Source organism: Candidatus Eremiobacterota bacterium (genome assembly GCA_031082125.1).
GTDB lineage: Bacteria > Vulcanimicrobiota > CADAWZ01 > CADAWZ01 > Ess09-12 > Ess09-12.
Genome location: JAVHLM010000004.1, coordinates 276,852 through 291,813, shown reverse-complemented (window position 1 = coordinate 291,813; position 14,962 = coordinate 276,852). Strand labels below are relative to the sequence as shown.

The window sequence follows — 14,962 nt, the reverse complement described above, 5'->3', positions numbered from 1 at the left end:
AAGTAGGCGCTTGGAGCAAAGCTGACAGATTGCATTTCATTGTGCAGGGGTCTCTGAAGGAATGGAGCATGGCAAAATGTAATGTATCGGGGGAGGGTCCTATGGCAGAACCGGAACAGGATGGCGCACTATTGAGGAACCGCTACCGCCTTGCCAGAGTTCTCGGCAAAGGCGGGTGGTCAAAGGTTTACCTGGCAGAGGATCTCAACCTTGGCGGGGCAAATAGGGCCGTGAAGGAAGTCTCTTTCGCCCAGGCGCCGCCGGGGGACCATGAGGCGCTCCTCTCCCAGCTCTCCAATGAAGTGGAGATCCTCTCGAAGATTACCCATCAGCGCCTGCCCCGCATTTATGACCATTTCACCGAAGGCCCCGTTCATTACCTCGTGAGGGACTATCTCGAGGGCGAGACCCTCGATGAGCTCATGAGAAGGAAGGGCGGCCCTCTTGATGAGGCATTCGTGAGGGAGTGCGCCCTGCAGCTCCTGGAGCTGCTTGTGTTTCTTCATGGCCAGGAGCACGGCTCCCTTATAGTCCGCGACATCAAGCCGGGAAACCTGCTGATGACCCAGAACGGCTCATTGCGGATCATAGACGTGGGAATCGCGAGGAAATTCGTGATGGGCAAGGGCCGCGACACTCTCATGATGGGCACACCGGGCTTTGCCGCTCCCGAGCAGTACGGAAGCGCCCAGTCTGACGAGCGCACCGATATTTACGCCTTCGGCGCCACCCTCCACTGCCTTCTCACCGCCCGTGACCCGGGCGAGGCGCCCTTCTCATTCCCGCCCGTGAGATCCCTCAATCCCTCCGTATCAGAGAAACTCGAGGCCCTCATCGCGAAATGCGTGGAGCTCTCGCCGCAGGCCAGGTTCCACAATGCCTCGACAGTCATGAAGGTTCTGCTGGGGGAGATCTCCCTGGAAGACGCAGGAGAGGCTCTCCCCCGCCCTGCCACCGATCTCAAGGAGATCGAGCTCTCCGATCTTCCCCGCAGCGGAAAGAAAGAAGCGGCATTGCGCCTTTACAACGCCGGAGGCGGGACCCTCAAGGCCAGGGTCCATTCATCGGCGCCGTGGCTTTCTGTCTCGCCCGGGGAGGTAGAGGGTAATGACACGGCCCTCTCGCTTGTGATTGATCTTGCCGCCCTGGTCCAGTCCAAAGAGGAGGAGGCGGCAGTCACCGTCACCACTGACCGGGAAAAGCGCTCAATTCCCGTAAGGGCACGGCTCACCCTTCCCTGGTATCACCGCATCTCCGACGGGGCGGTGGCATCAATCATCCTGGCTCTCCCCCTTGCGATCCTGGGGCTCAACATCGTATTCTTCAGCTTTTTCAACCAGACAGCGGGCCTTGGATACAGCACCTTCATGCAGCTCCTGGATCTCTCGATCTTTCCCACGATGTTTATTCCCTTTCTGCTTTACCAGACCATGCTCAACTTCTTCACGGACCTCCCGGGGCGGCAGAAGAAAACCCTTTTCCTCATACCCCACGTCTCTTTCTTTCTCTTCGCCATCATAATGGCCGTCTTCTGGCCTATCATCCTGAACGGCTACCTGAGCGGGCCTGCAGTCTGGGGACCCAATTTCATGGTGTCGGGTGCCGTCTTCATGGTGGGAAAAATGGCCTTCCCCCTGATACTCGCCCTTCTTTACGGCAGGCTTTTCCTCCCCTCCCAGAGGCGCTATGGCTTTCTCCTTGTAGGGCTGCTGATGCTTGCAATTCTCCCGGCTTTTCTTGGAGCTATACGCTCTCCTGATACGATGTATTTGCCGCCTCAGCACAAGGTGTACCAGGTAGCGGTGAATCTGCCTGCATATTTTGCCCTGCCCCTGCTCTTTCTCGTGTTTCACTTTCTTGTGACCTGCATGCTTCCCCGTCTTGCCGAGACGCAGAGCGATCTCAAAGGCGGCTTTCTGATCTTCACACTTTATAGCCTTCTCTCAGAGGGATGCGCCGACTTTTTTCTCACGCGCTCCCTGCCGTGCACAAACCAGTATCCCTCGTGGAGCATGGTTACCATGCTTCCCGAGGATTATTCTGCCTGCCTCAAGGTGGTCGTCATGCTTGCGCTCTTCTCCTTTCTTATCGCCCTGGCGCCTCTCTCCCTGATCAAGGACAAACTGCTGCTCCTCGCGGCAAAAAGCCGGAACAAGGAGCCTGCCTAAATGACGTCGCCCCTTGATGCAGGAGCGCTCCTGCAGGAAAGATACGAGGTGGTCTCAACCCTGGGCCAGGGCGGCATGGCCTCGGTGTACCGCGTGAAAGACCGGCGCCTCGAGGGCACCACCTGGGCCCTCAAGGAGATGAACTGTTATTTCACTGACCGTGAAGACCTGGAGAGGGCAGTGGAGCAGTTCAGGTTCGAGGCGAGCCTTCTCACCAGGCTCTCCCATGCCAACCTCCCCAGGGTGGCCGACTTTTTCGAAGAGAAGGGACGCTACTACCTCGTGATGGAGCTTATCGAAGGCGATACCCTTGACGAGGCCATCGGGAAGAGCCCCGGATTTCTGGACCTTGAAAAGGTGAAGGGCTGGGTCTTTGCCCTCTGCGACTGCCTCCATTACCTTCACAGCCAGAACCCTCCCATCATATTCAGGGATCTCAAGCCGGGCAACATCATCGTCACGGCGGGAGGGCACCTGAAGCTCATAGATTTCGGGATAGCGCGCCTCTTCACCCAGGGCAAGCAGAAGGACACCCTGATCCTCGGCACGCCGGGCTTCGCGCCGCCTGAGCAGTACGGCAGGGGCCAGACGGACATGCGGTCTGATATCTACAGCCTGGGAGCCACCATCTATTATCTTGTCACGAAGGATGACCCCTCGATGACGCCCCTCTCCTTCAGGATGCCGTCAAGCATAAACCATGCGCTCCCGCCGCTGTGGGACTCGGTGGTCCTCAAGGCCCTCTCGCTCGATCCTGAAAAAAGGTTCCAGAGCACCCTGGATTTGAGGAAAGCTCTCCAGTCAGGGGCGACGGCCCTCCTCTCCCACGAGTCAGTGCCCTCGACGGTGACTGCCAATCCCGTCGTCACGCCTGACAGGATAGATCTGGCCCTCAATGCGGTGCGCGATCCCGTGACAATACTATTCAAGGTGGAAAACAGGGGCGGCGGGACATTGGCGGCGTCCCTCTCTTCGAACAGGGACTGGGTGAAGCTGCTGCCGGCCCACTTCACCAGCAATCACCAGGTAATAGAGATAACAGTGGACGTGGGTGGCCAGAAAAAGGCCTTCAGCTACCTTGGCGATATCTTCCTTGAGTGGGAGGGCGATACGGTGCAGGTGCCCCTCAGGGTGAGGGTGGAGAGGAAATGGTGGGAGTTTGCCCTTCCCCGGGATGCCATGGCCTATTCCATGGTATCCATCGGCGTCATCCCCTTTGTGGGCATACCGGGCACGCTCGTCACCTATTTCCTGCTTTCCGACGACGAGCGCCACGAGCAGAAAAATTCCCTGGCGGCCTCGGTGGGCCTGGGTGTCGTCTCGAGCCTCCTCACGTGGTTTTTCCTGTAGCGTTCCTTGAGGCACAAATGAAGCTTTCCGCAAGAGATATCATCCGCACGGCACTTTTTGCGAGCCTCACGGCGCTCGGGGGATTTCTTTCGGTCCCTCTCCCCTTCGGCCTGGTGCCCCTCACCCTCCAGTCCCTCTTCACGATGCTGTCGGGCCTCCTGCTGGGGCCTTTTCTGGGGCCGCTCTCGCAGGCTCTCTACGTGGTGATGGGCGCCTTCAATTTCCCTGTTTTCTCGGGGGGCGCCGCGGGGCTTGCAGTGCTCTTCGGCCCTACAGGCGGCTATCTCTGGGGCTTCATTGCGGGGAGCCTTATCATAGGAGTCATCGCCGGCAGCAAAAATGACATTCCACGGCTTTTAGCGGCACTCATTGCGGGCACTGCGGCAATCTATGCATGCGGTGTGGCGCAGCTCGCCTTCGTGACCCACATGAGCTTCTCTGCGGCGCTGATGACGGGCCTTGTGCCCTTTCTCCCCGGCGATGCAGTGAAGATTGCCCTGGCCCTCGTGGTGGTGCGCCGCATCCCGGAGAATCTCAGGCGGTAATAAATGGTTTTACCCCCTGGCCGGAGAATCAGGATACTCCGTCTGCATGCAGAGACAGGAAAAGTGATGGATCGGATTGTGAGCGACAGGGACTTTGATCTGATAAGGAAAAGTTATTTTGAAGCGGGCCCGGATCATATCCCGCTTTTTCAGGCCGTCCTCTCCGCGGCGGAAAAAAAGGGGCTGGACAGCGCGCTCATGTATCTTGAGGAGTGCGTGACAGAGAAGAGGCTCTCATGGCTGGAAAAGAATCTGCCCCACCTTGAAAGAACAGGGGATCCTCTCGGTGACGGCTTCAGGATCTTTTACGAGTCATACCTGGGCGCCTCTCTCAGCGAGGAAGGTGAGGTTGTGGAAATGACGGCTGCGAGGCTCTGCTCGCGGTGGCGGAACCGCTGCCCCACCCTCGAGGCCTGTATAGCCCTGGGCCTTGATACAAGGGAGATCTGCAGGAAAGTTTATCACCGGCCGGTCCAGGCCTTCCTCTCAAAAGTTGACCCAAGGCTCAGGTTTGACAGGAATTACGAGGCCATAAGGCCCTATGCACCATATTGCGAGGAGAGCATATCGCTTCAGGAGATCGGCTGACGGCAGGGAGCCTGCCTGAGTTCTTGCACTCACGGCAGGCTTTTATGATGAGGCTGCTTGTTTTCCATGTAGGTCCTCCGGGTGGGGGCAACGCGTTTGCGTGCAGGTTCGGAGGACCATATCTCGACTTTTTTGTTACCCTTCTCATTCCCTTTCTCTGGTTTTATTATACCTCATCCCGGCCCGTTGTTCTGTGCCGGGGAGCACAGAGGGAATAGAGATTTTCCCTGAAAGGCGCAGAAAGGAGTTTCCCACACTCCGTCGCATATAATAAAATTGGTAATCTGAATAGTTACAAACGCTGCGCTTCCCCGGCCGGTATTTGCCCAGAGCATCATAAGGCCTGCCTAGGCCCCTGAGGGTGGGGGCTGGACCACGCAGGTCTGGGAGAACGGCGGCTTTGCCCTGTGTATGCCGCTCCTGCGGGATGGCACTCAGTCCAGAATATCCCTGTCCAAAAGAGGCTTACTGCGTGAATCCCTGTTGACGCTCGCCATATCTGGCCGTTATCGGCTCAGGATCGGTGTCCCTGTCTCTGACCTTTATCACCGGGAGCTTATGGAATCGCCGGAATCCGCGTCAGGAGCCCCTTTTCATAGACCAGGAAAGGGGTGCCTTCCGAGAGAGAGCCGAAGGTGAAGGTGAGGCAGTCGGGCGCCCTGCCCTTCACGGTGAGGGTCCGAAGTCCGTGGAGGAGGTGCAGATGGCAGGCTTCACAGAGCACGATGAGGTTCCACTCGTCATCGGTGCCGCCCTGGGAGCGCCTGATGATATGATGAACGTGGAGGCCCCGCCTGCAGCGGCAGCCCGGGATCTGGCAGCGGAACCGGTCCCTTTTCAGGATTTTGTGATGATGGGCCGCTTTTTTCAAGGTTCCCTCGGTCTTGAGATAGTCGGCAAGGAGCGCCGCAAGGAAATTTTCTTCAGGGCTCTTGAGGCTCTCGGCGCCTTCCGCCAGGGCAAGACGAGCGAGAAAGGCATGGGCTGCCAGGTTCCAGACCCTCTCAAGCTCCCGGGGGAGAAAGAATTTTATCATCATGGAGCCCCCTGCCGCCTGCGAGGGATTTCCCGCCGAGAGGATATCCACAAGGAAAGTCTCCTCGGGGCCCTCGCCCCGGGGCATGGTGCAGAGCTCCCGGGCCTTTTCAGCTGCACAGAGGGCTGACTCAGAATCCTGCCCCTGGTTCTGAGGTGCTGCGAGCCCCGCACACAGGCGCGAATTTCTTTCAATTTCATGGGAAGCCTCGGAGGCCCTCATCTCATCAACATCGTTGAAATACTTCCAGGGCGCATCAAAGCGCCTGTCGCGGGAAGCGACGAGCTCCTCGTCATCTGACTCAAGAGGCCACGAAGGATTGAGGGAAGGGCCTGTATACCAGGACCCGCTCCTTATGAGGACCTGCACCTCCTCCGGCAGGTCGTGAAACCTCTCGTCAGTGACATAGCGGAAGCCGGGAAGAATCATAAAATTGTGTGAAGCAAGGCAGTCATATTCCAGGATTCTCCCGATGCGCCGGGCTTCTTCCCTGAGGTCAACAGTGGGCACGCTTGCCGCATAGGCGATCCATTGCGATTCATTCCTGGAGTCAACAAGAGGCAGAATGAGGCGGGCCTGCTCCCTGGTGATGGTGCCCTCTTTAAAGGCCTTATCGGTGAGGGAGTGGCGGTGGAAGCCCTCGGCGAGCCTTATGAGCTGGCGGGTCTGGGCCATCGAGAAGCCGCAGCGCTCCCCGGCGTAGTCCTCGATGAACTGATAGCCGAGAAGGCAATGGAGCCGCCTCTCGTCCATTGCCCGCAGGAGCATCCCTGTCGCCACGTCGAGCCTCTGTCGGATTGAAGCGGCCCTGATGAGGCGATTCGCAATCGCCCTGGCGGAGCCCCCGGCCTCTCTTTCCGTCCGGACCTCTTCCAGCCACGATGGGAAATGGATGCTCCAGGGCAGCTCCCAGGGAGAGCCGCCGGTCTGCTCCCCGCCGGCCTCGTCGGGATCGCTGATGCGACGGTTTCCCATCCTCCTCTTTAAAAGAGGCACCCGGGAGAAGAGGGGGCGGTTCCCCTCGGCATCTAGCGCCGGAAGCTCCGGAGCGGCTTCCCCCGAGGCCAGGAAGTTTGCAAGGAGCGCCTCCACAAAGCCTGAGAGCGGCCCGTCATAATGCTCCCTGTCCCTGAAGAGGGACAGGGCGAAATCCCAGGTGAGGGCAAGTGAGGGCGCCACGCTGAAATACATCATCGTGCCCCCGTCACCGTCTTCGGAAGCATCGGCGGAAGGGGCCGCCAATGCGGCACTCCCAGAGGCGAGGGCCCTTTTCACTTCCCGCTCAAGACCGCACAGGGATCGCACCTCTGCAACGGCGAGCCACCAGGACTCGTTCTGAGGCGTGATGACCCTCGAGAGAGATCTCAGGGCGCTCTTCGCGATTTTTCCCTCAAGATAAGCCTCCCGGGTGAGGGGGAGCACCTTGAGGAGCCGGAAATTGTGCATCAGCTCCGACGCGGTGCGCCCCGAGAACGAGAGATGCTCCGTGGCGAAGACTCCCATGGAGCGGTATCCTAACTGATCAACCCCTTTCGTTTTAAGAGTGACAAGAAGGCCCCCAAGCACAATGTCCAGCGCCTGGCGGCCGCGGACTGCCTCACAGAGGGTGAAATCGATCCGTGATGCCCGCTCATCCCTGTCGATTGAGCCGAAGGTGATGTCCCCGGTGAGCCTTTCCGCTTCGGGGATGAGGCCTTCCCTGGTGATTTTGACGAGGTGCTCAGGCCTGCAGGGCCCCTCCGCGGGAAGCTCATAAGGCTCCGGGAGGAGGAGCATATCCTCGCAGTCCTGTGAAGAAAGCGAATCACCGAGGTGAAGAAGCTCTTCTTCATCAGGGAGGAACATATTGGAGATAGAATGGGTCTCATGTGTATCCATGATTATATGATATCATAACGATGATGAAATATCAAATAAGGCACCCTTTAAAAACCTTATCACTGCAACGATAAAAGGCCATTGCTGGATGCCCTCCAGAGGGCCTGAAAGGGGCGAAGAGGTCAAAAATGACTCCGAGAGCCATCAATCGTCGGCCAGCGAAGAACCAGGCCCCTTCCCATGGGGTTCAGATCCTGTCTGCCGCCGGGCGGAATGTTTTTTGGGTTGAAAAGATTTATGAGGCAGCATTCAAAGCGCTCGCGGTAACATTGCCCTTAAATTTTTAAGCGGAAAACGGTCATGTGAAGTGAGCGTCTACAGTCCCTCGTAGAGGGAGAGCATCTTCTCCATGGCCTTCATGCCCATTATGGCCGCATCGCGCTGCGGGAGCGACATGGCGTTCCACTGCTTCATCTGGTTTACCCTCTCGGCTTTCTGCTCTTTCGTGCCCCAACGGCTTTTCTCGGCGAGCTTCATCAGGGCCTCGCTGTAGCCTTTGTCACGGTGCTTTATGCAGTTGTCCAGCTTGTATCTGATATCCTGGAGCTTTTTCGAGGGCTCCTTCTTGTCCTTTGCCTCATCAGCCTGCTTTTTCTCATCGGCCGCCTTTGCTTCGCCGGCACCGGGCTTTTCTCCGCCGGCCTCTCCCCGCTCTGCCTCTGATGAACCGGGCTTCCCGTTCTCAGGAGCTTTTTTCGCCGCATCTCCTGAAGCCTTGTCATCCTTCGGTCTGAGCCAGCCCAGGCCCAGGTCGCCGCCTGGCTTTTTCTTATTCCCCGGCTCTTCTTTCCCCGTGGTCTCCCTCGAGAGGCTCACGGCATCACGGGGAGAAGCGGGAGCATCTTTGCCCGGTGTCTTCTTTTTCTCCGATGGTGACTCAGTGACGGGCTTTATTGAGTCCGCCATTTCTGCTCTCTGCGGCGCCTCCTGCGTGCGGGCCGGGGCGGCGCTGATTTCTTTCACCGTGCTGCTGTCATCCTGTGCCATAAGCTCACCTCATTACGGGGAAATTGCTCTTCACCTCATTATACCATCTGGCAGGAGAGCTTTACAGCCTGATTATTTTAACAATGTAAAACTATTGCTTCACTTTGTAAAAAGATTGAAGAGGCTTTTTTCTTCTAGTATCCTATTCCGGCATCGCAGTAATAATCGTCATAGCTGCTCTCAAGGCCGCCGTCGCAGAAGCTCCCCTCATCGCCCGATGAGGAGCTCCGGGGTACCGGACAGGGAAAAATGACAGGCAACACTGCAGCAATGAGGATGCCAAGAACTATGAAGCCCGGGATCACATTGCAGATTTCCTCGTACCCGGAAAAGAAAGCCAAATACAATACCAGGCTGATCAACAGGAAAGCCATGACGCCTGCAAAGGTTTTGCCGAGCGATCTCCATATGCCGGCGATCTCCTTGTTGATCTCCTTGCCGATCTGTGAGTTTTCCATGTTCGCGCCTCCTTTCTTGACCTGTCTCCATTATAGCAGTGATGGCGCTTTCCGTATGTGCTGCAGGGCACCTGATCGCTCTTCCTCCTGCTGATGCGAGTGCTGGAGATACTTGCCTGCGGGGAGAGCGGGAGTCTCGTGAGTCTCAGGGGCAGATTGGCAGAAACCCATAAGGTGTGAAAGAGGCATACGATCTGCCGGCCAGGGGACTTCTCATCGCCCGGGCGCCCTTCCTTCAAGAAGCACAAGGGCTTCCATGAGCACCTTGAAATCATTCCCTTGCTCCCGGCCTGCATGGTGCCTGATCAGGGGGAGGCTGGCCCGGTCGCCGAGCCTTGCCAGCACGAGGGCGGCGTAGGCTCGGTCCGAGCAGTTCAGATCCATCTCCCGGTGCTCAGTGTGGAACGCTGCCATTCCCCCCGGCTCAGTCTCTTCTTCTTTCCTGATGTGCCTGAGGGGAACCTCGTCCCTGAGGACCTGGCGAATCGCGTTGATGGCCTGGCCGCTGCCTAAAGCCTCGAGATTTAGAAAAGCTATATAGCGGCTCACCTTTCTGGGGTGGGAAAGCGCGCTCATGGCAAGCCCGGGGATCACCGCTGTGAGCGCGGCTTCATCAATGGACTCCCATCTCTTCCCGTACTGCTGATCGCCAAGAATCCACCGTGCCGCCCCTTTCAACGCCAGGGGATCACCGGCAGCCTCAGCCACGGCCCCGGAGAGCGATGCCCTGTCAATTGAGGGGAGCAGCTTTTCCAGGATAATGCCCTCAAAGCCGAAGGTAAGGTTCCACGAGTTCTCATGAACGCCGAGGAGCTTGAAAAAAAGCAATGCTCTTGAAAGGAGATCACCGGGAATGGAGCCGAGGACTGCTGCCGCCTGCTCCTCGGAGGCTGCGCAGGAGAGGGCTCCTTCAACCCCGGGGGGCATGAGCTCATACTGGCTTTTCAGGATGAAAATCCTGGCCCGCTCCTGGGCCATCGAGAGCTCAAGCTCCTCCAGGGCCTGGCGGTGCCCATGGCCTGCAAGCCAGCGGCTCAATGCAAGTCCGCTTTCCGCCGTGAGCATGCCGTCGCCTTCCCAGCCATCCCACCTCAGGCTCTGCCCATGATGCATGGTGACGCTTGCCAGGCACCGGCCTTCCCTGAGAAATTGAATCTGGCATGTGCCCATGCACATGCAGTGGAAGTTGCTCCTCTGCTCGTCAATCTCTATCATGGCAATCGCCTCACTCACCTGGAAGGGGTCATTCACCGCGACCGGCGGGCCTTCATTGAATGATTCAGAAATGATGATCTGCGTGGCGTCCCTGATCGCGCTCTTGAGAAGGCTTCCCCATGAATAGACAATCCTGCAGTGCGGGTTGAGGCGGCGGAAAGTGGACTCATCCCTGGAAGAAAGGGGATTTTCTCTTATGCGGATCTCCCTGAGCGAGGGAATGCTGTTCAAGGGGAGCTTCAGGCTGCCCTTGTTTGTTACGGTGAGACCCTTCAGTTTCCTGTGGCCGGAAAGTGCTGAAATATCTGAAATACTGTCGGCCCACAGGTCACATTCCTCGAGATTATCAAGATGGGCGGCCCATGGTATATCGACGAGCCCCCTGCATTCCCCGATGCTGAGAATCAGGAGCCGCGTGAAATGCCTCATCGCCTCGAAACCTTTCAGGTTTCCGTATGCCTCCAGATGCCTGAGATTGCAGCAGCCCTGCAGGTAGGCCAGATCAAAGTCGGCGCCGGCATAGTTGTCGATATGGAAATAAAGGAGATCCCTGAGGTCCCCGAGGGCATGGAAGTCCATGAAGGCCCGGCAGGAGCTGTGACTTAAGAAAAGCGAGCGGAGCGGCACGGGAAGGGAGGGAAAAGGAAGGAGCCGCAGAGGAGGCTCAAGCACATTGAAAGCAAGCAAGGTATGATTCGGGTCTGCAAGCCTGAAAAGTTCCTCCAGGCAGGGCTCCCAGCTGCTGAACATGATGCCGGCGAGGGGCCTTCCCGTGCCGCGGGGAAACCGGGTCACAAGCTCCCGGACCCGGTCGCGCTGGGGCCCCAGGCCTGCCGTAATCACTGCCGGAACGACCTGCCCTCCAGGAAGCTCCCGGTAGAGTATACCCTCTTCCCTGCGGAAAATGAAGCGGTACTCGCCGGGCTCGCCGAGGGTCATGAAGAAGCCTCCCATCTGGAGCATGTCGCCGGGCTCAGGCCGGTCAAAGGAGCTTCCCACCTTGGTGACTGACGCCTGCGCTTCCTGCCCGTCAATTGTGAAAGAATACACGGCCGCACCTCATTTCCTGTTATTCGTCCATTCCCGGCGAGCTCCCGGGAGATGTGCCGCGGGGTGATCTGTGAGGCCTCCTGTATTATACCCGGAGTCTCCTGGAAAGTAAACTGCCTGCTGGTCATCGCCAGCCCGTTGGGTTCCCCTTCGGTGAGGTAGAGGACCTTTTGGGGACCGCCATTAGTAAGGAGCATCTTAATCAAGTGCCGGTCGTTGCTGAAACGAGGGGCCAAGGCATTTAGCCTTGCGGCACCTCTTCGGCGACTTTCTGAATCATCCTGTCGAAATCCACGAAAAAACTTACACATTGGGGCAGGAAGCCCCGCCGTCTCGTTTCTTCAATGCGTCGCGAGAACTGAGAGGACATACCGGGCTCAATCTCCGCGGCACGCCGAAAGAACTCAGCATCGCTGTCGAGCAGAGATCGTGCCAGTCCTATGGCTTCTTCCACATATCCGAGCGTATGATCAATGTTTTTAAACAGGATGGGCAAGGCTCTTTCCACATCACAGTGGCTCCGGTAGAGCCACAGGGACTTATAAGCGTAAAGACGCACATCCGAGCGTGAATGTCCAAGCATATCATAGGGGACCTTTTCAGTTGCGTCGAGCTCCTCCCGGCCCTGGAGAATCTCCAGGCAGGCCAGCAGGGGAAACGCTCGAAAAGAACCCTGATAACGCAACGGCAGGTCTTGTTGAAGCGCATTATAAGCCTTCTCAGCCTGGTCGGCAGACTTCCAGGCCCGCCTCAGGGCGGAGCATGCCTGCTGTTCAGAGAGAATGCTCCAGTAGCGGGTGACGAGATAAAGGCATGCAAAGGCTATGTGATCAAGCTCGGGATTGACCTTGAAGCCTGCCCATATCAGGGGGCCGCTTCCGCTCTCCACAAATTCTATTGGCGAATTATCCCCGGACCATCCGGTCTCATAAATTTGCAGCAGGTTCTTCAGTGCCTGATCCGGATGAAATGTCTTGTACATCACTTTCTCTGGCCGGCGGCGCTCTCCTTGCCGGCTGAAACGCACCTGAGATCCTTTATCCAAAGCACGCATGACGGAGGTTTCATCGATGATTCTCATAAGAACCTTCTCCCCGTGGACACAGGGAACCGTAGAGATATGCAGGTAGAACTCCTTGCTGTCGTGGCGAAGATGGATCAGGCCGTCTTGAGGGACTCTCCTCTCTGCGATGTCCATATCAGCAATAATCTTGATACGTGCAACCATCGGTATCTGAATGTGCTTTGGAGGTTCTATTACATCGTGGAGCACGCCGTCCACACGGTACATCACACGCACTCTCTTCTGCTCCGGCTCTATGTGAATATCGGTAGTTTTATCGTTGATCGCCTGAGAGATGATGAGGTTCACCACACGGACGATTGGTGCCTCATCCATGAGCTCCTTAAGTTTGTCGAGCGCAATCTCCTCTTCAGCGGCATCTTCAACCTCAGCAGGACTGAAATCCATTGCACTGATGTCAGTGACTCCAAATTGCCTGTGTATCGCCTTTTCAATCGCCTCTTCAGCAGCTATGACCGGTTCAATGTCAAAGCCCGTAATGAGCCCTATATCATCGACCGCCTTGACGTTCAGGGGATCAGCCATCGCCAGTGTTAACCTGTTATTCTTCTGTGCGATTGGAATCACTTTATATCGATGAGCAAGATGCTCTGGAATCGAGCGGGAGATCGCACTGTCAAGCTCGAAGTTGTCGAGGTCAACAAAATGGACTCCCATATGCTTTCCTATAACCTCTGTGATATCATTCTCCGTGACAAATCCCATGCTGACGAGAATCTTCCGGACAGGCTCATTGACCTTTGCGGCCAGATCAGACGCTTCTTGAAACTGCTGCTCTGTGACAAGGCTATGCTCCACTAGAAGCGCCCCGATTTCCTTCTTCATTGATCTGTTACCCACAGCCTATAAGAAAAGAAAGAATTTATAATTCTCAGCTCAGCTCACTCTCAATGACTCTTCCAACGTGGCTATCCCTGAAGGAAAAAGAGAAAGACTTTGCTTTTCTGCCTGCCCACAAGTGTAGCAGAAAGAGGCCATCAATGCAAGATTTTTTGCTGAACACAATGAAAGCTGCCCATTTTCTTTTTGGTCTTTTCATGATACTATAAAGGTGATTTCAGAAAGGAGCCCCCCGCGATGGAGATAACCGGCAGCACTGCGATGAAACCGTCGGAAGGCCCGAGGTTCCAGCCCCTCAACAGGGAGGCTTTTGAGAGGGCTTCGGAAGCGCCCGACACTGCCTCACCCTGCGAGATCTTTGAACAAGGGGCGGAAAACTCCTGCACAACAAAGGCATCAGCGAAGAGCATCTTCACCAGTGAAGCGCCGTCGTCTTCCCTACCCCCCGGTACCGGCGGCATTGCCCGGTCTCACCGCCAGTGGACCGTCCTTTACTATGCCAACGGGAACTGCGACCTCCAGCAAGACATCGAGGAAAGCGTGAAAAATCTCGAATCGATGGGGAGTGACGACAGGATCGCCTTTGCCGCCCAGGTGGCCCATGGCGACCAGGGAGGCACCACCGAGAGGATTCTTCTTAAAAAGCCCACGTGGATGGGAATGAAGAAAAACTCCGAGGTCCTGGAAAACCTGGGGAGCACCAACATGGCCCACCCGCAGGTCCTCAAGGATTTCATCAGCTGGGGCATGAAGCGCTTTCCCGCCGAGCACTATGCCGTGATTCTCAGCGGCCATGGGATGGGCTTCATAGGCTCCATGCCCGACGAGGTCCATGATGACATTCTTCTCACCCCCGAGCTCAAATCAGCCCTGGACACGGCAGTGAAGGAGAGCGGCCGCAGGATTGACATCCTGGGCTTTGACTCCTGCCTGATGGCCAACGCCGAGACTGCTTACGCGGCCAGGGATGCCGCCGATTTCCTCGTAGGCTCCGAGGAGGTCCTCGTGAGCGGGAACTGGGACTACCGCGCCTTTGCGGAAAAGATGAAGGAAGAGGCCAGCGGCGACGGCCTTACCGTAGGCGAAGCCCTGGAGGCCATGGTGAAATCGCAGTACAACGGCACCCTTCTTACCTCATCGATCATAGACTGCCGCCAGATGCCGGGATTTGCCGGAAAGCTCAAGGATTTTTCCGAGAAGCTCCTTGCCACGCCCGCCTCTCCCTCAGCCGTGAGGCGCGCCTTCAGGGAGGCCCAGCACTACTGCCAGCCTGCCATACTGGCCCAGGCGGCCAATGGCGATATCAACACAAAGCCCATGGATCAGATGCGCGACGTCATCTCCCTGGCACTTTCCGTGATGAAAAGAGGGGAGATAGACGATGGCCCCCTCAAGAGCTCGGCGCGGGACCTCGCGAAGTTCATCGCCGACAAGGTGGTGATCTTTGAGATGCACAGAAAGAACTCCGGCCTTGGCGAGTCGTCGGGGATGTCCCTTTACGCCCCTGCCGGCGAGGCTGAGAAATACGCCGATTACTATTCCGGGAAGATCTCCCTCGGCCAGGACACCGGCTGGGGCAAGGTGATAAGAAAATACGGCCTCTGAACAGGTGGTGAAGGCTCTGGCAACATCACGCTCTTCTCACGCTCTTCTACCTTCTCACCCATGAAGATCCCGGGAGCTTCGGTTTTTCCTTTCCCCCTGTCAGGAAATTCAGCGGCAATGTGCCCCCTTTGCTTGAATCCATAATCGCCAGGTGTTTC

At 57.1% G+C, this 14,962-nt stretch carries 10 protein-coding genes; 5 read left to right on the top strand and 5 right to left on the bottom strand.

Translation table 11 applies throughout. From position 1 onward, the window contains the following. Positions 1 to 101: 101 nt before the first annotated feature. The 4 genes from RDV48_06895 to RDV48_06880 all read left to right on the top strand — a co-directional run bounded on the left by RDV48_06895 (position 102) and on the right by RDV48_06880 (position 4,651). Positions 102 to 2,168, top strand: coding sequence for a serine/threonine-protein kinase (locus RDV48_06895; GenBank protein MDQ7822507.1), 2,067 nt, complete (start codon positions 102 to 104; stop codon positions 2,166 to 2,168). After that, positions 2,169 to 3,518: a serine/threonine-protein kinase gene (locus RDV48_06890; GenBank protein MDQ7822506.1), complete on the top strand. Its 1,350-nt coding sequence runs from the start codon at positions 2,169 to 2,171 to the stop codon at positions 3,516 to 3,518. A 17-nt stretch (positions 3,519 to 3,535) separates the two neighbouring features. After that, complete coding sequence (locus tag RDV48_06885) at positions 3,536 to 4,063, top strand: biotin transporter BioY (GenBank protein MDQ7822505.1); 528 nt, start codon at positions 3,536 to 3,538, stop codon at positions 4,061 to 4,063. 66 nt (positions 4,064 to 4,129) lie between these two features. Beyond that, the gene (locus RDV48_06880; GenBank protein ID MDQ7822504.1) at positions 4,130 to 4,651 is read left to right on the top strand and encodes a hypothetical protein; all 522 of its coding nucleotides are present in this window, start codon (positions 4,130 to 4,132) and stop codon (positions 4,649 to 4,651) included. A 556-nt stretch (positions 4,652 to 5,207) separates the two neighbouring features. On the opposite strand, the gene RDV48_06875 is transcribed toward RDV48_06880, so the two are convergent. From RDV48_06875 to RDV48_06855, 5 genes are all read right to left on the bottom strand, one after another. Beyond that, entirely contained in the window at positions 5,208 to 7,565 is a 2,358-nt protein-coding gene (locus tag RDV48_06875) for an HNH endonuclease signature motif containing protein (GenBank protein ID MDQ7822503.1), read from the bottom strand. 315 nt (positions 7,566 to 7,880) lie between these two features. Beyond that, positions 7,881 to 8,552 carry a hypothetical protein gene (locus RDV48_06870; GenBank protein MDQ7822502.1) on the bottom strand — a complete coding sequence of 224 codons (672 nt, stop codon included), beginning with the start codon at positions 8,550 to 8,552 and terminating at the stop codon, positions 7,881 to 7,883. Positions 8,553 to 8,686: 134 nt separating this feature from the next. After that, the gene (locus RDV48_06865; GenBank protein MDQ7822501.1) at positions 8,687 to 9,010 is read right to left on the bottom strand and encodes a hypothetical protein; all 324 of its coding nucleotides are present in this window, start codon (positions 9,008 to 9,010) and stop codon (positions 8,687 to 8,689) included. A gap of 213 nt (positions 9,011 to 9,223) precedes the next feature. After that, positions 9,224 to 11,275, bottom strand: a complete 2,052-nt coding sequence (locus RDV48_06860) for a hypothetical protein (protein MDQ7822500.1) — start codon at positions 11,273 to 11,275, stop codon at positions 9,224 to 9,226. Between the two features lie 241 nt (positions 11,276 to 11,516). Next, positions 11,517 to 13,184: an ATPase, T2SS/T4P/T4SS family gene (locus RDV48_06855; GenBank protein ID MDQ7822499.1), complete on the bottom strand. Its 1,668-nt coding sequence runs from the start codon at positions 13,182 to 13,184 to the stop codon at positions 11,517 to 11,519. 252 nt (positions 13,185 to 13,436) lie between these two features. Here RDV48_06855 and RDV48_06850 point away from each other — a divergent pair, with 252 nt between their 5' ends. Then, positions 13,437 to 14,804, top strand: a complete 1,368-nt coding sequence (locus RDV48_06850) for a clostripain-related cysteine peptidase (GenBank protein MDQ7822498.1) — start codon at positions 13,437 to 13,439, stop codon at positions 14,802 to 14,804. Positions 14,805 to 14,962 lie beyond the last annotated feature (158 nt).